The organism is Serratia sp. 22264 (assembly GCF_052045345.1).
GTDB classification, from domain to species: Bacteria; Pseudomonadota; Gammaproteobacteria; order Enterobacterales; family Enterobacteriaceae; genus Serratia; species Serratia plymuthica.
On the sequence record NZ_JBQEOY010000002.1, the window covers coordinates 408,079 to 426,290 of the forward strand.

General features: G+C 56.8%; 17 protein-coding genes. 13 read left to right on the forward strand and 4 right to left on the reverse strand.

Features of this window, described 5'->3' with window-relative positions; translation table 11 throughout:
* Position 1 precedes the first annotated feature (1 nt).
* From murD to lpxC, 9 genes are all read left to right on the forward strand, one after another.
* Positions 2-1,321, forward strand: a complete 1,320-nt coding sequence (gene murD, locus ACTJJ1_RS12830; RefSeq protein WP_440833944.1) for a UDP-N-acetylmuramoyl-L-alanine--D-glutamate ligase — start codon at positions 2-4, stop codon at positions 1,319-1,321.
* The gene (gene ftsW, locus ACTJJ1_RS12835) at positions 1,318-2,520 is read left to right on the forward strand and encodes a cell division protein FtsW (RefSeq protein ID WP_004950139.1); all 1,203 of its coding nucleotides are present in this window, start codon (positions 1,318-1,320) and stop codon (positions 2,518-2,520) included. Before murD ends, ftsW begins: the two co-directional genes overlap by 4 nt.
* A gap of 3 nt (positions 2,521-2,523) precedes the next feature.
* Positions 2,524-3,588, forward strand: coding sequence for an undecaprenyldiphospho-muramoylpentapeptide beta-N-acetylglucosaminyltransferase (murG, locus tag ACTJJ1_RS12840; RefSeq protein WP_004950140.1), 1,065 nt, complete (start codon positions 2,524-2,526; stop codon positions 3,586-3,588).
* Between the two features lie 86 nt (positions 3,589-3,674).
* Complete coding sequence (gene murC, locus ACTJJ1_RS12845) at positions 3,675-5,150, forward strand: UDP-N-acetylmuramate--L-alanine ligase (protein WP_004950142.1); 1,476 nt, start codon at positions 3,675-3,677, stop codon at positions 5,148-5,150.
* Positions 5,143-6,063, forward strand: a complete 921-nt coding sequence (locus ACTJJ1_RS12850; protein ID WP_440833947.1) for a D-alanine--D-alanine ligase — start codon at positions 5,143-5,145, stop codon at positions 6,061-6,063. Before murC ends, ACTJJ1_RS12850 begins: the two co-directional genes overlap by 8 nt.
* A gap of 1 nt (position 6,064) precedes the next feature.
* Complete coding sequence (gene ftsQ, locus ACTJJ1_RS12855; RefSeq protein WP_440833949.1) at positions 6,065-6,916, forward strand: cell division protein FtsQ; 852 nt, start codon at positions 6,065-6,067, stop codon at positions 6,914-6,916.
* Positions 6,913-8,169, forward strand: coding sequence for a cell division protein FtsA (gene ftsA / locus ACTJJ1_RS12860; RefSeq protein WP_004950148.1), 1,257 nt, complete (start codon positions 6,913-6,915; stop codon positions 8,167-8,169). Before ftsQ ends, ftsA begins: the two co-directional genes overlap by 4 nt.
* Positions 8,170-8,243: 74 nt before the next feature.
* Positions 8,244-9,398 (forward strand): cell division protein FtsZ, encoded by a 1,155-nt coding sequence (gene ftsZ, locus ACTJJ1_RS12865; protein WP_004950150.1) that lies wholly within the window; start codon positions 8,244-8,246, stop codon positions 9,396-9,398.
* A gap of 103 nt (positions 9,399-9,501) precedes the next feature.
* Positions 9,502-10,419 carry a UDP-3-O-acyl-N-acetylglucosamine deacetylase gene (gene lpxC / locus ACTJJ1_RS12870; protein ID WP_006317618.1) on the forward strand — a complete coding sequence of 306 codons (918 nt, stop codon included), beginning with the start codon at positions 9,502-9,504 and terminating at the stop codon, positions 10,417-10,419.
* Between the two features lie 14 nt (positions 10,420-10,433).
* Here lpxC and ACTJJ1_RS12875 read toward each other — a convergent pair whose 3' ends face one another.
* On the reverse strand, positions 10,434-10,958 hold the full coding sequence (locus ACTJJ1_RS12875) for a DUF721 domain-containing protein (protein WP_004950153.1): 525 nt from the start codon (positions 10,956-10,958) through the stop codon (positions 10,434-10,436).
* A 26-nt stretch (positions 10,959-10,984) separates the two neighbouring features.
* Here ACTJJ1_RS12875 and secM point away from each other — a divergent pair, with 26 nt between their 5' ends.
* The 3 genes from secM to mutT all read left to right on the forward strand — a co-directional run bounded on the left by secM (position 10,985) and on the right by mutT (position 14,827).
* The gene (gene secM / locus ACTJJ1_RS12880; RefSeq protein ID WP_004950154.1) at positions 10,985-11,518 is read left to right on the forward strand and encodes a secA translation cis-regulator SecM; all 534 of its coding nucleotides are present in this window, start codon (positions 10,985-10,987) and stop codon (positions 11,516-11,518) included.
* Positions 11,519-11,604: 86 nt separating this feature from the next.
* Positions 11,605-14,316 carry a preprotein translocase subunit SecA gene (gene secA / locus ACTJJ1_RS12885; RefSeq protein ID WP_073439854.1) on the forward strand — a complete coding sequence of 904 codons (2,712 nt, stop codon included), beginning with the start codon at positions 11,605-11,607 and terminating at the stop codon, positions 14,314-14,316.
* A 106-nt stretch (positions 14,317-14,422) separates the two neighbouring features.
* Positions 14,423-14,827 (forward strand): 8-oxo-dGTP diphosphatase MutT, encoded by a 405-nt coding sequence (gene mutT, locus ACTJJ1_RS12890; protein WP_440833953.1) that lies wholly within the window; start codon positions 14,423-14,425, stop codon positions 14,825-14,827.
* 39 nt (positions 14,828-14,866) lie between these two features.
* Here the strand turns inward: mutT and yacG are convergent, their stop codons facing one another.
* The 3 genes from yacG to coaE are packed head-to-tail and all read right to left on the reverse strand — an operon-like array spanning position 14,867 to position 16,481.
* Positions 14,867-15,058: a DNA gyrase inhibitor YacG gene (gene yacG / locus ACTJJ1_RS12895; protein ID WP_004950159.1), complete on the reverse strand. Its 192-nt coding sequence runs from the start codon at positions 15,056-15,058 to the stop codon at positions 14,867-14,869.
* Positions 15,059-15,108: 50 nt separating this feature from the next.
* Positions 15,109-15,861, reverse strand: coding sequence for a cell division protein ZapD (zapD, locus tag ACTJJ1_RS12900; protein WP_004950161.1), 753 nt, complete (start codon positions 15,859-15,861; stop codon positions 15,109-15,111).
* A gap of 5 nt (positions 15,862-15,866) precedes the next feature.
* Positions 15,867-16,481: a dephospho-CoA kinase gene (coaE, locus tag ACTJJ1_RS12905; protein WP_004950163.1), complete on the reverse strand. Its 615-nt coding sequence runs from the start codon at positions 16,479-16,481 to the stop codon at positions 15,867-15,869.
* A 444-nt stretch (positions 16,482-16,925) separates the two neighbouring features.
* Between coaE and ACTJJ1_RS12910 the strand changes: the two genes are divergently transcribed.
* Positions 16,926-17,969 (forward strand): GMP reductase, encoded by a 1,044-nt coding sequence (locus ACTJJ1_RS12910; protein WP_004950166.1) that lies wholly within the window; start codon positions 16,926-16,928, stop codon positions 17,967-17,969.
* Positions 17,970-18,212 lie beyond the last annotated feature (243 nt).

Here is an 18,212-nt window from a genome sequence, read left to right on the forward strand (position 1 = left end):
TATGGCGGATTATCAGGGTAAAAAAGTGGTCATCATCGGGTTAGGCCTCACCGGCCTGTCCTGCGTTGATTTCTTTATGGCGCGTGGCGTAACGCCGCGCGTTATGGATACCCGTATTTCGCCGCCGGGGCTGGACAAGCTGCCTGAAAGCGTTGAACGGCATTTGGGTGACCTGAATCTGGACTGGTTGCTGGCGGCGGATTTGATCGTTGCCAGCCCGGGCATGGCGCTGGCTCACCCGGCGTTGAGCGCTGCGGCGGATGCGGGGGTGGAGATTATCGGCGACGTCGAACTGTTCTGCCGCGAAGCCCAGGCGCCGATCGTAGCGATCACCGGTTCCAACGGTAAAAGCACCGTCACCACTCTGGTGGGCGAGATGGCGAAAGCTGCCGGCTGGGCGGTGGGTGTGGGCGGTAATATTGGCCTGCCTGCGCTGAGCCTGCTGCGTCAGGAATGCCAACTGTACGTGCTGGAGCTGTCAAGTTTCCAACTGGAAACCACCTTCAGCCTGAAAGCGGCGGCGGCGACCATCCTGAACGTGACAGAAGATCATATGGACCGTTACCCGTTTGGCCTGCAGCAGTATCGCGCCGCCAAACTGCGCGTCTATGAAAATGCCGCCCTGTGCGTGGTTAACGCAGATGACGCGCTGACCATGCCGGTACGCGGCGCAGACCAGCGCTGCATCAGTTTCGGGGCCGACGTGGGCGACTACCACCTCAACCGCCAGCAGGGCGAAACCTGGTTGCGCGTGCGCGGTGAGAAAATCCTGAATACCCGCGAGATGAAGTTGACTGGCCGCCACAACTATACCAATGCGCTGGCTGCGTTGGCGCTGGCCGATGCGGTGAATATCCCGCGCGCCTCCAGCCTGAAGGCGCTAACTACCTTTACCGGGTTGGCGCACCGTTTCCAACTGGCGTGGGAACACAACGGCGTACGTTGGATTAACGATTCGAAAGCCACCAACGTCGGCAGCACCGAAGCGGCGTTGAATGGCCTGCAAGTGGACGGCACTTTGCATCTGCTGCTGGGCGGCGACGGCAAGTCTGCCGATTTCTCCCCGCTGGGGCGCTATCTGCAGGGCGATAACGTCCGCCTGTATTGCTTCGGCCGCGATGGCGAACAATTGGCGGAGCTGCGGCTGGAAGTTGCCACGCTGACCGACACGATGGAACAGGCGATGCAAGCGATCGCGGGCCGGGTACAACCTGGCGATATGGTGCTGCTGTCACCGGCGTGCGCCAGCCTGGATCAGTTCCGTAACTTTGAAGTGCGTGGCGACGAGTTTGCCCGTCTGGCACAGGAGCTTGGCGGATGAAATTACGGGTGCCGACGTTCGGGTTGACCGAAAGACTGAAAGACTGGGTGATGGGATCGCGCGAGAGCGATTCGGTCAATATGGTGCTGTACGACCGTACCCTGCTGTGGCTGACCTTCGGGTTGGCCATTATCGGTTTTGTCATGGTGACTTCGGCGTCAATGCCGATCGGCCAGCGCCTGGCGGACGATCCTTTCCTGTTTGCCAAGCGTGACGCGCTGTACCTCGGGCTGGCCTTTGGCTTGTCGATGGTAACGCTGCGCATCCCGATGGAAGTCTGGCAGCGCTACAGCAATGTGATGCTGCTGCTGTCGATTGTGATGCTGCTGATCGTACTGGTGGTCGGCAGCTCGGTAAACGGCGCATCGCGCTGGATCGCGCTGGGCCCGTTGCGTATTCAGCCGGCGGAGCTGTCCAAGCTGTCGCTGTTTTGCTATCTGGCGAGCTATCTGGTGCGCAAGGTTGAAGAAGTGCGTACCAACTTTTGGGGCTTCTGCAAGCCGATGGGCGTAATGGTAGTGCTGGCGGTACTGCTGCTGGCGCAACCGGACCTCGGTACCGTGGTGGTGTTGTTTATCACGACGCTGGCGATGTTGTTCCTGGCCGGCGCCAAAATGTGGCAGTTCCTGGCGATTATCGGCTCCGGTGCCTTTGCGGTGGTGCTGTTGATCATTGCCGAACCTTACCGTATGCGCCGCGTGACGTCGTTCTGGAACCCGTGGGCCGATCCGTTCGGCAGTGGCTACCAGTTGACCCAGTCGCTGATGGCGTTTGGCCGCGGTGAATTTTGGGGGCAGGGGCTGGGGAACTCGGTACAGAAACTCGAGTATTTGCCTGAAGCGCACACCGACTTTATCTTCTCGATTTTGGGCGAAGAACTGGGCTATATCGGTGTGGTTTTAGCATTGTTAATGGTATTCTTCGTCGCTTTTCGCGCTATGTCGATTGGCCGCCGCGCGCTGGAGATCGATCAGCGCTTTTCCGGCTTTCTGGCCTGCTCGATCGGCGTCTGGTTCAGCTTCCAGGCACTGGTCAACGTCGGCGCCGCAGCCGGCATGCTGCCAACCAAAGGGCTGACGCTGCCGTTGATAAGTTACGGCGGTTCGAGCCTGTTGATTATGTCGACGGCGATCGTGCTGTTGCTGCGTATTGATTATGAAACGCGTCTGGCCAAAGCCCAGGCGTTTGTGAAGAGGTAAGGGATGAGCGGGAAACCTAAGCGTTTAATGGTGATGGCAGGCGGTACCGGCGGACACGTGTTCCCGGGGCTGGCGGTCGCGCATCATCTGATGGCGCAGGGCTGGCAGGTGCGCTGGCTCGGAACCGCAGACCGAATGGAAGCCGATCTGGTGCCAAAGCACGGGATCGAGATTGATTTCATCCGTATTTCCGGCCTGCGCGGTAAAGGGCTGAAGGCCCAACTGAGCGCGCCGCTGCGTATCTGGCATGCGGTACGCCAGGCGAAGGCGATTATGCGCAGCTACCAGCCGGACGTGGTGCTGGGCATGGGCGGTTACGTTTCCGGTCCCGGCGGTTTGGCTGCGTGGTTGTGCGGCATCCCGGTGGTACTGCATGAACAAAACGGCATTGCCGGGCTGACCAACCGTTGGCTGGCCCGTATCGCCAAAAAAGTATTGCAGGCATTCCCCGGCGCGTTTCCGAATGCGGACGTCGTGGGCAACCCGGTACGTACCGACGTACTGGCGCTGCCGCTGCCGGCGGAGCGACTGACCGGGCGTGAAGGCCCCATCCGCGTGCTGGTGATTGGCGGAAGTCAGGGCGCGCGGGTGCTGAATCAGACAGTTCCTGAAGTCGCGGCGAGATTGGGCGATAGAATTACGCTCTGGCATCAGGTAGGTAAAGGTGCGCTGGAAAACGTGTTGCGCGACTACGAGAGGGTAGGGCAGACGCAGCATAAGGTGACCGAGTTTATCGATGACATGGCCGCCGCTTACGCCTGGGCCGACGTTGTCGTGTGCCGCTCCGGCGCGCTGACCGTCAGCGAGATCGCCGCGGCGGGCCTGCCGGCGATATTTGTACCGTTTCAGCATAAAGATCGGCAGCAGTACTGGAATGCCCGCCCGCTGGAAGAAGCCGGCGCGGCGAAGATTATCGAACAGCCGCAGTTCAACGCCGATACCGTGGCGGATCTGTTGGCAAGTTGGGATCGCCCGCAGTTGCTGGCGATGGCCGAAAAAGCGCGGGCAGTGGCTATTCCCGACGCCACCGAGCGTGTGGCGGCAGAGTTGGTGCGGGTTGCCAAATAAATAATGCAGGGGTTCGGTGCGCCGAGCCTGAATCAAAGAAATGTCATGTAGGGGCCCGGCACGCCGGACCCGGATTAGAGAGAGTGATGAATACACAACAACTGGCGAAACTACGTACTATCGTGCCCGAGATGCGACGCGTCCGGCACATTCACTTTGTCGGCATCGGTGGCGCCGGCATGGGTGGTATCGCCGAAGTGTTGGCTAACGAAGGTTATCAGATCAGCGGCTCCGACCTGGCGCCTAACCCGGTAACCCAACAGTTGAGCGCGCTCGGGGCGACGATTTATTTCCATCACCGCCCGGAAAACGTGCTGGATGCGAGCGTAGTGGTGGTATCCACCGCGATTTCCGCCGACAACCCGGAGATCGTCGCCGCCCGTGAAGCGCGTATCCCGGTTATCCGCCGCGCGGAGATGCTGGCCGAACTGATGCGTTTCCGTCACGGCATTGCCGTCGCCGGTACGCACGGCAAGACCACGACGACGGCAATGGTGTCGAGCATTTACGCCGAAGCCGGCCTGGACCCGACCTTTGTCAACGGCGGGCTGGTGAAAGCGGCCGGTACCCATGCGCGTCTGGGTTCCAGTCGTTACCTGATCGCGGAAGCGGATGAGAGCGATGCGTCGTTCCTGCATTTGCAACCGATGGTGGCGATTGTCACCAATATCGAAGCCGACCATATGGATACCTACCAGGGCGACTTCGAGAACCTGAAGCAGACGTTTATCAATTTTTTGCACAACCTGCCGTTCTACGGCCGTGCAGTGATGTGTGTTGATGATCCGGTGGTGCGCGAACTGCTGCCACGCGTGGGCCGCCATATCACTACCTACGGTTTCAGCGAAGATGCCGATGTGCGCATTGAGAGCTATCGCCAGGTTGGGCCGCAGGGCCACTTTACCTTGAGCCGCCAGGATAAACCCTTGATGACGGTGACCCTGAACGCTCCGGGCCGTCACAACGCATTGAACGCGGCGGCGGCAGTGGCGGTGGCGACGGAAGAAGGCATTGACGACGAGGATATCCTGCGCGCGCTGGCGGGCTTCCAGGGCACCGGTCGCCGCTTTGATTTTCTGGGCGAGTTCCCGCTGGAGCCGGTGAACGGCAAAAGCGGTACCGCGATGCTGGTCGATGACTATGGCCACCATCCGACCGAAGTCGACGTCACGCTGAAAGCTGCACGCGCCGGCTGGCCGGATAAGCGCCTGGTGATGATTTTCCAGCCGCACCGTTACACACGTACCCGCGATCTCTACGACGACTTCGCCAACGTGCTGTCACAGGTTGATGTGCTGCTGATGCTCGATGTGTACGCCGCGGGCGAAACGGCGATCCCGGGGGCGGATAGCCGCTCGCTGTGCCGTACCATCCGTAGCCGCGGCAAGCTGGATCCGATCCTGGTTTCCGATGCGGACATCGTGCCGGAAACCTTGGCGCAACTGCTGCAGGCAGAGGATCTGGTGCTGGTGCAAGGTGCCGGCAACGTGGGTAAAATCGCCCGCAAACTGGCTGAGCTGAAGCTGCAGCCACAGAAAAAAGAGGAGGAACATCATGGCTGATAAAGTTGCCGTACTGCTGGGTGGCACCTCCGCCGAACGTGAAGTGTCATTGCAATCCGGTGCTGCCGTGTTGGCAGGGCTGCGGGAAGCCGGTATCGACGCCCATGGCATCGATATCCGCGATTTCCCGGTAACCCAGCTTAAAGAGCATGGGTTTACCAAAGTGTTTATCGCGCTGCACGGGCGCGGCGGCGAGGATGGCACCCTGCAGGGGATGCTGGAATTCCTTGAGCTGCCTTATACCGGCAGCGGCGTGATGGCGTCGGCGCTGACCATGGACAAGTGGCGCACCAAGATGGTGTGGCAGTCGATGGGGCTGCCGGTCGCGCCTTATGTGGCGCTTAACCGTCTGCAGTATGCCGGCGCAGAGAAACAGAGCCTGATTGCTCGCGTGGAGGCCCTGGGCCTGCCGCTGATCGTCAAGCCGAGCCGCGAAGGCTCCAGCGTCGGCATGAGCAAGGTAACCGAACGCGATGCCCTTGAAGCAGCACTGGAAGAAGGTTTCCGCCATGACGACGACGTGCTGGTGGAGAAATGGCTGAGTGGCCCTGAATATACCGTAGCGATGCTGGGCGACCAGGTGTTGCCTTCGATCCGCATTCAGCCGGCCGGCGTGTTTTACGACTATCAGGCCAAGTACATTTCGGACGATACCCAGTATTTCTGTCCAAGTGGCCTGGGCGTGGAACAAGAGGCCGAAATGGCCGCATTGGCGTTACGCGCCTACCGTGGACTGGACTGCAGCGGCTGGGGCCGCGTGGATGTGATGCAGGATAGCGATGGCAGCTTCTATCTGCTTGAGGTGAATACCTCGCCGGGCATGACCAGTCATAGCCTGGTGCCGATGGCAGCGCGCCAGTCTGGTTTAAGTTTCTCGCAGCTGGTAGCGAGAATTTTGGAGTTGGCCGACTGATATGTCGCAAGCTGCCCTGAATGCGCGTGAACGCGAGGTGGATAACAGCCCGCGCCGCAGCAATGGAACTCAATTGGCGGGAATGGTTTTCCTGCTGATGGTGCTGGGAACGGTGCTGTGGAGTGGCTGGATGGTGATTGGCTGGATGAAAGACGCCAGTCGGCTGCCGCTCTCAAGGTTGGTGGTCACCGGTGAACGCCACTACACCACCAACGATGATATTCGCCAGGCGATTTTGGCGCTGGGTGCGCCGGGCACGTTCATGACGCAGGATGTTGATGTCATCCAGCAGCAGATTGAACGCCTGCCGTGGATCAAGCAGGCCAGCGTGCGCAAGCAGTGGCCGGATGAGCTGAAGATCCACCTGGTCGAGTATGTCCCGATTGCGCGTTGGAATGATTTACACATGGTGGACGCCGAAGGCAAATCCTTCAGCGTGCCGGCAGAACGAATTGGCAAACAAAAATTGCCGCTGCTCTATGGCCCGGAAGGGAGCGAACAGGATGTTCTGGAAGGTTATCAGGCCATGAGCAACATGTTAGCGGCCAGCAAATTTACGCTGAAAATGGCGGCCATGAGCGCTCGCCATTCCTGGCAGCTGGCTTTGGATAATGATGTTCGGCTGGAGCTGGGACGTGACGATCGTACCGGACGCCTGCAGCGGTTTATCGAGCTCTATCCGGTATTGCTGCAACAAGGGCAGGCGGAAAGCAAGCGCGTCAACTATGTCGATTTGCGCTATGAGTCCGGCGCCTCGGTAGGTTGGACACCGATATTGATCGACCCGCAGGCGATAGGCGGTCAGCAGAACAGTAATCAGCAACAGAATCAGGCACAGGCAAAACAACAATGATCAAGTCGACGGACAGAAAACTGGTAGTTGGACTGGAGATCGGTACTGCAAAAGTCTCCGCATTGGTAGGGGAAGTTCTGCCCGATGGCATGGTCAACATTATCGGGGTGGGCAGTTGCCCGTCTCGCGGTATGGATAAGGGTGGCGTTAACGACCTGGAGTCGGTAGTCAAATGCGTACAACGCGCTATCGATCAGGCCGAGCTGATGGCGGATTGCCAGATTTCTTCGGTTTACCTCGCATTGTCGGGTAAACACATCAGCTGTCAGAACGAAATAGGGATGGTTCCTATTTCCGAAGAGGAAGTGACGCAGGAAGATGTGGAGAACGTGGTGCATACCGCCAAATCGGTACGCGTACGTGACGAACACCGCATCCTGCACGTTATCCCTCAGGAATACGCCATCGACTATCAGGAAGGCATCAAGAACCCGGTTGGGTTGTCCGGCGTGCGTATGCAGGCCAAGGTGCACTTGATTACCTGCCATAACGATATGGCAAAGAACATTGTTAAAGCGGTAGAACGCTGTGGTCTGAAAGTTGACCAACTTATTTTCGCCGGTCTGGCCGCCAGCTATGCGGTTCTGACCGAAGATGAGCGCGAACTTGGCGTTTGTGTGGTGGATATCGGCGGCGGCACCATGGATATGGCGGTGTACACCGGCGGTGCTCTGCGCCACACCAAAGTGATCCCTTACGCCGGGAACGTGGTCACCAGCGATATCGCTTACGCCTTCGGCACGCCGCCGACAGACGCGGAAGCGATCAAAGTTCGACACGGCTGTGCGCTTGGGTCGATTGTTAGCAAGGATGAAAGTGTAGAGGTGCCAAGCGTTGGGGGACGTCCCCCTCGTAGTCTGCAAAGACAGACACTGGCTGAAGTTATTGAGCCACGCTACACCGAACTGTTGAATCTGGTTAACGATGAAATTTTGCAATTGCAGGAGCAACTGCGTCAGCAAGGGGTGAAGCATCATCTGGCAGCGGGTATTGTGCTGACCGGTGGCGCCGCCCAAATTGATGGCCTGGCAGCCTGTGCGCAACGGGTGTTCCACACCCAGGTACGCATCGGCCAACCCTTGAACATCACGGGTCTGACGGATTATGCGCAGGAGCCTTACTACTCAACTGCGGTAGGTCTGCTGCACTATGGAAAAGAGTCTCACCTGAGCGGTGAGGCAGAAGTAGAAAAACGCGCCTCGGTGGGCAATTGGTTTAAACGCATCAATAGCTGGCTGAGAAAAGAGTTTTAATGTTTCAACAAAGAGATCATGCTGAGTAATCTTTTTATGATCTCGCAGCGACAGGCACAAAACGGAGAGAAACTATGTTTGAACCAATGGAACTAACCAATGACGCGGTGATTAAAGTCATCGGCGTCGGCGGTGGCGGTGGCAACGCCGTTGAACACATGGTGCGCGAGCGCATCGAAGGTGTTGAATTCTTCGCCGTTAATACAGACGCTCAGGCGCTTCGTAAAACGGCAGTTGGCCAAACCATCCAGATCGGTAGCGGTATTACCAAAGGTCTGGGTGCAGGCGCGAACCCTGAAGTGGGTCGCAATTCAGCGGAAGAAGACCGTGAAGCCCTGCGTGCCGCACTTGATGGCGCAGACATGGTCTTCATTGCAGCCGGCATGGGCGGCGGTACCGGTACCGGTGCAGCACCTGTTGTGGCTGAAGTTGCTAAAGATCTGGGTATTCTGACAGTGGCCGTGGTTACCAAGCCTTTCAATTTTGAAGGCAAGAAACGCATGGCGTTCGCTGAGCAGGGTATCGCAGAGCTGTCCAAACATGTGGATTCACTGATCACTATCCCGAACGACAAGCTGTTGAAAGTTCTGGGTCGCGGCATTTCTCTGCTGGACGCGTTCGGCGCGGCTAACGACGTGCTGAAAGGCGCGGTGCAGGGTATCGCCGAGCTGATCACCCGTCCGGGCCTGATGAACGTCGACTTCGCCGACGTGCGCACCGTGATGTCCGAAATGGGCTACGCGATGATGGGTTCCGGCGTTGCCTGTGGTGAAGACCGCGCTGAAGAAGCGGCGGAAATGGCGATCTCCAGCCCACTGCTGGAAGACATCGACCTGTCCGGCGCTCGCGGCGTTCTGGTCAACATCACCGCAGGCTTCGACCTGCGTCTGGATGAGTTCGAAACCGTGGGTAACACCATTCGTGCTTTCGCTTCCGACAACGCCACCGTGGTCATCGGTACCTCGCTGGATCCGGAAATGAACGACGAACTGCGCGTGACCGTGGTTGCGACCGGTATCGGCATGGACAAACGTCCTGAAATCACTCTGGTGACCAATAAACAGGCTAGCCAGCCAGTGATGGATCATCGCTACCAGCAGCACGGCATGTCGCCGTTGCCGCAGGAAGTGAAACCGGCCGCCAAGGTGGTCAACGATCCGACTGCGCAGCCTAATAAAGAGCCCGACTATCTTGATATTCCTGCCTTCCTGCGCAAGCAGGCAGACTAAGAATATCCTGAGAATTTGGAATCTCCGCTCTTTGTGCTAAACTGTCCCGCCGGCCATGCTGTATGCTTGGTCGGTAGGATGGATAACATTGCGAGATAAAACGATGATCAAACAAAGGACATTAAAACGTATTGTTCAGGCGACTGGAGTCGGTTTGCATACCGGCAAAAAGGTCACGCTGACAATGCGCCCAGCGTCGGCTAATACCGGGGTCATCTATCGTCGCACTGACTTGAATCCACCGGTTGATTTTCCGGCTGATGCAAAATCCGTGCGTGATACCATGCTCTGTACTTGCCTGGTCAATGAGCATGACGTGCGTATTTCTACCGTTGAGCATCTGAATGCTGCGCTGGCTGGGCTAGGTATCGACAACATCATTATTGAAGTTGACGCCGCCGAGATCCCAATCATGGACGGTAGTGCCAGTCCGTTCGTCTACCTGTTGCTGGATGCCGGCATCGAAGAACTGAACTCAGCGAAGAAATTCCTGCGTCTGAAAGACACCGTACGTGTTGAAGATGGCGATAAATGGGCAGAGCTGTCCCCGCATAACGGGTTCCGTCTGGACTTTACCATCGACTTCAACCACCCGGCGATCGACGCCAGTACGCAACGCTATCGTCTGGATTTCTCCGCCGACTCGTTCGTGCGTCAAATCAGCCGTGCGCGTACCTTCGGTTTTATGCGTGACATCGAGTATTTGCAGTCACGTGGTTTGGCCCTGGGCGGCAGCTTTGACTGCGCTATCGTGGTAGATGACTACCGCGTTCTGAACGAAGACGGCCTGCGCTTTGAAGACGAATTCGTACGCCACAAAATGCTGGACGCCATCGGCGACCTGTTCATGTGCGGCCATAACATCATTGGCGCGTTTACCGCGTACAAATCAGGCCATGCGCTGAACAACAAACTGTTGCAAGCCGTTCTGGCGAAACAGGAAGCGTGGGAATATGTCACCTTCCAGGACGAAGCCGAAATGCCGTTGGCATTCAAAGCCCCGTCCACCGTATTGGCATAAGTCGATACTGCTGATTACTTCTTACGACTGGTAGCGTTGGCACTCTCTCCGGCCAGCGACGCCAGTCGTTCCAATACCTTGCGCAGTTTTTCCGGACTGCGGCTCGCCAAACCTCTTAATTCCTCAGCACTTTCCTGACTCAGATGCCGCATCGGCACGTTTGTCTGCGCATTCCCCAAGGTTTTTGCGGCGTCCTGCACAAGGTTGCTCCCTTTTGCCATCAAGGCCGGATTAATCCTGATGTCGATCGACGACAATGATGGTAGAATTTGCGCTCGTAGTGCAGATAATAAAGCCGGTTGTTCGTAGCGCAGGCGCATCAGCCAGCTGGCATTGGCCGTTTCTAGCACTAAAATACCCTGTCGGAAATTCGCGACGCGGCACCAGGGATGCAGTTGAACGGGCAGGACGCCTTTCACTGCACGGTTAAGCTTAAGCAGCGCCACAGCGCGTTGTTGGACGTTATGCAGCGGCCCTTTGTCTTCTGCAGACGCGTCGTCGAACAGGACATCTAATAATTGTGGACGGCTATCGCGCATAATGGGCTCCGGCGGATTATAAACTCGTGATCGGTATTCTAAATCGTTGGCGACAATTTGGCAGACGTTATTTCTGGCCCCATCTCCTGTTAGGGATGGTCGCGGCCACGCTTGGCGTACCTTCAAATCTGTCGGGCAGCTCCGATCAAGCCGCTCTGCCGAGCACCTCGTCCAGCCTGAACCGGCAAAATTCCGCCAGCGGCGCCTTTAATAGCCTGGCGTTGCTGCAGGAAGCGCACCGCCGCCCGACCTTCAGCGTCGATTACTGGCACCAGCATGCGCTTCGTACCGTCATTCGTCACCTTTCTTTTGCGCTTGCGCCGCAGGCAGTCTACGCGCGGGTGCAGGAAAGCGAGGCGGAAGTCGCACAACCCCCGTTGCAGGTGGCGCAACTTGCGCTGCTTTCCACACTCAACGCGCTGCTGACGCATGAGCCGAAGCCGCCGACCATCATTCGCGATACCCACCATGCCGTACTGCCTGCCTTTGCGCAGCACCAGACCGGCTTGTGGCTCGCGCAGGTGCAGGGCATCCGCGCCGGGCCAGTAGCGTTAAGCTGATTCATTGCCCTTTGGGCGACAAAAACCTAAAAATAACAGCAAGTTGACTGCCCGTGTTGGCCGTCATGACAGAGATATTAAACATCATGTTAGTGAAATTATTGACCAAAGTTTTTGGTAGCCGTAACGATCGTACACTGCGCCGCATGCGTAAGTCGGTTGAACTGATCAACCGCATGGAACCGGACATGGAAAAGCTGTCCGATGACGAGCTGAAAGCCAAGACCAACGAGTTCCGAGCGCGCCTGGAAAAGGGCGAAGTGCTGGAAAATCTGCTGCCGGAAGCTTTCGCCGTGGTACGTGAAGCGAGCAAGCGCGTATTCGGCATGCGCCATTTCGACGTGCAGCTGCTGGGCGGTATGGTACTGAACGATCGCTGTATCGCAGAAATGCGTACCGGTGAAGGTAAGACTCTGACCGCAACCCTGCCCGCCTACCTGAATGCCTTAAGCGGCCGCGGCGTACACGTGGTGACCGTCAACGACTATCTGGCACAGCGTGACGCCGAAAACAACCGCCCGCTGTTCGAGTTCCTTGGCCTGAGCATCGGCATCAACTTGCCGGGCATGCCTGCACCGGCCAAGCGCGAAGCCTATGCCGCCGATATTACCTACGGCACCAATAACGAATACGGTTTCGACTATCTGCGCGACAACATGGCGTTCAGCCCGGAAGAGCGCGTTCAGCGCAAGCTGCACTATGCGCTGGTGGATGAGGTTGACTCCATTCTGATCGATGAAGCCCGTACTCCGCTGATCATCTCCGGCCCGGCCGAAGACAGCTCAGAAATGTACATTAAGGTCAACAAGCTGATTCCAAAGCTTATCCGTCAGGAAAAAGAGGATTCAGACTCCTTCCAGGGCGAAGGCCACTTCTCGGTAGACGAGAAAGCGCGCCAGGTGCACCTGACCGAACGCGGCCTGATCCTGATCGAAGAAATGCTGGTGGAAGCCGGCATTATGGAAGAAGGGGAGTCACTGTACTCACCGACCAACATCATGTTGATGCACCATGTGACCGCCGCTCTGCGCGCGCACGTGTTGTTCACCCGCGACGTTGACTACATAGTGAAAGACGGTGAAGTGATCATCGTTGACGAACATACCGGCCGTACCATGCAGGGCCGTCGTTGGTCCGATGGTCTGCATCAGGCGGTGGAAGCCAAAGAAGGCGTGGAAATCCAGAACGAGAACCAGACACTGGCATCCATCACTTTCCAGAACTACTTCCGCCTGTACGAGAAGCTGGCCGGTATGACCGGTACCGCCGACACCGAAGCGTTTGAATTCAGCTCCATCTACAAGCTGGATACCATCGTGGTGCCGACCAACCGCCCAATGTTGCGTAAAGACATGCCGGATCTGGTCTATATGACCGAACTGGAGAAGATTGGCGCCATCATTGAAGATATCCGCGAGCGCACCGCCAACGGCCAGCCGGTGCTGGTGGGGACGATCTCGATCGAGAAATCCGAAGTCGTTTCCCGCGAGTTGACGAAGGCCGGTATTGACCACAAAGTGCTGAACGCCAAATTCCACGCCATGGAAGCGGACATTGTGGCGCAGGCCGGCCAGACAGGTGCTGTGACTATCGCCACCAACATGGCGGGGCGTGGTACCGATATCGTGTTGGGTGGCAGCTGGCAGGCGGAAATTGCCCAGTTGGAAGACCCAACCGAAGAGCAAATTGCGGCGATTAAAGAAGACTGGAAAATCCGCCATGAAGCGGTATTGAAGGCGGGTGGCTTGCACATCATTGGTACCGAGCGCCATGAATCACGCCGTATCGATAACCAGCTGCGCGGCCGTTCCGGTCGTCAGGGTGACGCCGGTTCATCCCGCTTCTACCTGTCGATGGAAGATGCCTTGATGCGTATTTTCGCCTCGGATCGCGTTTCCGGCATGATGCGTAAACTGGGTATGAAAGAGGGTGAGGCCATTGAACACCCATGGGTCACCAAGGCGATTGCCAACGCACAGCGCAAAGTGGAAAGCCGCAACTTCGATATTCGTAAGCAACTGCTGGAATACGATGATGTGGCCAGCGATCAGCGTCGCGCTATCTATAGCCAGCGTAATGAACTGCTGGACGTGTCCGACGTGAGCGAAACCATCGCCAGCATCCGTGAGGACGTCTTCAAAACCACCATTGACAGCTACATCACGCCGCAGTCTCTGGAAGAAGAGTGGGATATTCAGGGCCTGGAAGAGCGCCTGAAAAACGACTTCGATCTGGATATGCCAATCGCCGAATGGCTGGATAAAGAGCCGGATCTGCACGAAGAAACGCTGCGTGAGCGTATTCTGGAAAAGGCCAAGGAAGACTACCTGCGCAAAGAAGAAGTGGTTGGCACGGATATGATGCGCAACTTCGAGAAGGGTGTGATGCTGCAAACGCTGGACTCCCTGTGGAAGGAGCATCTGGCGGCAATGGACTACCTGCGCCAGGGCATCCATCTGCGTGGCTACGCGCAGAAAGATCCTAAGCAAGAGTACAAGCGTGAATCCTTCAATATGTTTGCGACCATGCTGGAATCGCTGAAATACGAAGTGATCAGCGTGCTGAGTAAAGTGCAGGTGCGGATGCCGGAAGAGGTTGAAGCGATGGAGCTGCAGCGTCGCGAAGAAGCGGAGCGCCTGGCAGCACAGCAACAGCTGAGCCACTACGAAGAAAATGCGTTGGTTACCGAAGAGCCTAATGCTCCTGCAAGCGCGGAGCGCAAGGTGGGCCGCAACGATCTTTGCCCATGTGGATCCGGTAAAAAATACAAACAGTGCCACGGCCGTCTGCAGAAATAAGTAAGCCCGGCAGCGTTTAACGAGTCAAACCCAGGGGGTCAGCATGCTGATCCCCTGTTTTTTAGGGCCAGAGTCCTCGCCCTTATGAATTAATCAGGAGGATGCGATGAAACATCTGAACATCGCCGTCGGTATCATTCGCAATGCCCAGCAGGAAATTTTTATTACCCGTCGCGCCGCAGATTCACATATGGCCGGTTTCTGGGAGTTTCCCGGCGGTAAAATTGAGCAAGGGGAAACCCCGGAGCAGGCGCTCAATCGTGAACTGCTGGAGGAAACCGGGATTGAAACTGAACGGGCTGAGCTGTTGGAGGTGCTGGAACACCGTTTTAGCGATCGTATCGTGACGCTGAATTTTTATCTGGTGGAAGATTGGGCGGGGGAACCCTTCGGTCGTGAAGGGCAGCCTATGCGTTGGGTGAAGCAGGCCGAACTGCGGGAGGACGAATTTCCCGAGGCGAATATCAGTATTATCAAACTGTTGGTGGCGCAGGCTAACACTGCGCAATAAGGCGGGCCGGCCTGGCTGGCGCCAGGCCGGTAGGGACGATCAGAGATCGTCCTTTTCACTCCATTCTTCGCTTTCCGACAGATCGCTGTTGCTGGGAATGCGTTTTTCTTCATCGGCCCATTCGCCGAGATCGATTAACTGGCAGCGTTTGCTGCAAAATGGGCGGAACGGGCTCACTTCACCCCACACCACGCCTTTGCCACAGGTTGGGCATTTCACTACGGTAGTCATCTCTTTTCCTTACTTCCTTCCAACGCGTGAAAGGTCTTTATGTCATTGGGTTAGCAACAGGCTAACTCAAAGGTTAACCGTTCCGGCACCACGCCAAGCTCGCTGTCCAGAGGCAGGAAACGGATCGCATAACGCGTCTTATGGCCGGAAATCTGCGGATAAAGCTGATGTGTCAGGCTAATGCGCAAACGCAACAGGTCTGCACCTTCCGCGTTATCCTGGAAGAAGCCGTTTAAACTGATCTGGTTGCGGAATGTGCCGGCCTGACGAATCAGATCCAGCACCATAGTCAGCGCCAGATTCAACGGCTCCAGTGCCTGCAGCCAGTCAGTGACGTCGGCATCCCGTTCTTGCTGCGGTGCATGCATCCACATATGCAATGTGGGCAAGTCAAAGCTGCAACAGCCGCCGGGAATGCTCAGACGTTGGCGCACCAGGCTTATCAGCCGATCTTCACGCAGCGCCTGCCCCAGACGCGGAGCGGACATCAGCACCGTTGCGCGCTCCTTCAGTTGGCCGCGTAGCTGGTTCATCAGAGACATATCGACGCCCGGTACATCGGTCCATGCCAACAGCTTTTGTTGCTGGCGCTCCAACTCTTTCAGCAGTTCGGTGCGTACTTCGCCGCGTTCCAATACGTCCAGCAGGTCCGCAACAGTGCGGAAGAAGGTCAGTGCAATGGCGGTTTCGCTCAGTGCCCGCTGGCCATGCAATTGTTGCAGTAAAAACTCGATACGCAGCCAGGTGCGCATTTTTTCATTCAACGGATGTTCAAAAAGAACGCTTGGGGAAACATCACTCATTCAGTTTAATCCTGTCGGGTCGCTGATGCCGCCAGTTCAAGGTAGCGGCGATGCAGTGCGGCAACAAATGGCTCTATCCCCTGAGCGGCACCGCTATTATCGATTATGTCGTCTGCAGCGGCCAGACGCTGCTCACGCGTGGCCTGTGCGGACACTATGTTCTGTGCCTGTTGGCGGCTGATCCCGTCGCGGGTAATGGTTCTCGCCAACTGTGTTTCGCTGTCGACGTCGACCACCAGCACGCGATCTGCGCGCGCTTGCAGGTTGTTTTCCACCAGCAGTGGCACAACCCACAACGCATAGGGGCTGGCGACCTGCGCCAACTGGCGTTGGGTTTCCTGATGAATCAGCGGGTGCAGCAATTGATTCAGCCAGCGCTTTTCATCCGGGGTGCTGAATATACGCTGTCGCAGTGCCGTGCGGTTAAGCGTGCCGTCAGCCAGCAACATTTCATTACCAAAACGTTCGGCGATAGCGGCTAAAGCAGGGGTGCCGGGTTCGACAACCTGCCGTGCAATGACGTCAGCGTCGACAATCGCCACGCCGTGGCGGGCAAAGGCTTCTGCTACGGTGGACTTGCCGCTGCCGATACCCCCTGTCAACGCTACAATGTAGGCCATGGTATAAAATGCACTCGATATTCATAAAAAAATAATAGACGAATCATAAAGCGATCGTGCAGAAGTGCAAGTCAGTAGGGAGCGCTAGCCCGGCAGGTTGCGTTGTACGGCGATAAAAAGCGCGACAGGGAAAGGAAAATGAGCGATGAATCACGCCGCGCGTGCGTAGGTAAATTTGTCGGATTGTAGCGTAAACAAAGGCGAATTCGCAGTCTTGTCCTGCGATTATTAGCGCGTATGATAGCGTCACTGGAACTGGCACTACTCTACCCGTCGGCTTTCAAGCCGTAGCGTTGTTGACTGCGTCCGCCCACTCTAGCCACTTACTGATGTAAGCTCCTGGGGATGAGCGATCTGGTCGCCTGGCTGCAACTTGAAATTCATAGGGTATAGGCTCGAATATTCTCCTGCGATCCGTCGCCAAAAACCAGGAAATCATAAGTCATGCGTATTGAAGAAGATTTGAAGTTAGGCTTTAAAGATGTGTTGATTCGCCCAAAGCGCTCCACGTTGAAAAGCCGGTCTGAGGTTGAACTGGAGCGTCAGTTTACCTTCAAACATTCTGGCTGGAACTGGTCCGGTGTGCCGATTATTGCCGCCAACATGGACACGGTCGGCACCTTCAGCATGGCAGAGGCTCTGGCTTCCTTCGACGTTCTCACCGCCGTACACAAACACTACACCGTTGAACAATGGGCCGCATTCGTGCAGCGCGTACCGGAATCGGTACTGCGCCACGTTATGGTTTCAACCGGCACCTCTGAGGCTGACTTTGTGAAGATGAAGCAGATTCTGGCGCTGTCTCCGGGGCTTAAGTTTATCTGCATCGACGTGGCCAACGGTTACTCGGAGCATTTTGTCGCCTTCTTGCAGAAAGCGCGCGAAGCTTGCCCGAACCATGTGATCTGCGCCGGTAACGTGGTTACTGGCGAAATGGTGGAAGAATTGATCCTGTCTGGCGCCGATATCGTAAAAGTCGGCATTGGCCCGGGGTCGGTTTGCACCACTCGGGTAAAAACCGGTGTCGGTTACCCGCAGTTGTCTGCGGTGATTGAGTGCGCCGATGCGGCACACGGTCTCGGCGGCCAAATCGTCAGCGATGGCGGCTGTTCTGTGCCGGGCGACGTGGCCAAAGCTTTTGGCGGCGGCGCTGATTTTGTCATGCTGGGCGGTATGTTGGCCGGTCATGACGAGTGTGAAGGCACCGTAGTGGAAGAGAACGGCGAAAAATTCATGCTGTTCTACGGCATGAGCTCAGAGTCGGCGATGAAGCGCCATGTGGGCGGTGTTGCCGAATACCGTGCCGCTGAGGGCAAAACCGTGAAGCTGCCTCTGCGCGGCGAGGTTGAGTTCACCGTCCGCGATATTCTCGGGGGGTTGCGCTCAGCCTGCACCTATGTCGGCGCAGAACGCCTGAAAGAGTTGACCAAACGCACCACCTTTATCCGCGTTGCGGAGCAGGAAAACCGCGTATTCGGTGCTAAGTAATTCGCATGCAGTACCAAGATAAAGGGCGAAGCAGGCTTCGTCCGTTATCTTGGTATGTTGAAACAAGCAATAAGTCGGGTAAATTTACTTGGCTTTTTGGTCTGATGTTAAAGCCAGCCCGAAATCCAGGATTAATAACAGGCCGGGGGGAACGCAGTTGCGTGGTATCAGCGTTCGGTATTAACCTGAACAACTGCTTGGGCGACGAGACGAGCCCGTATTTACAAAGCAGGGAATTGTGAA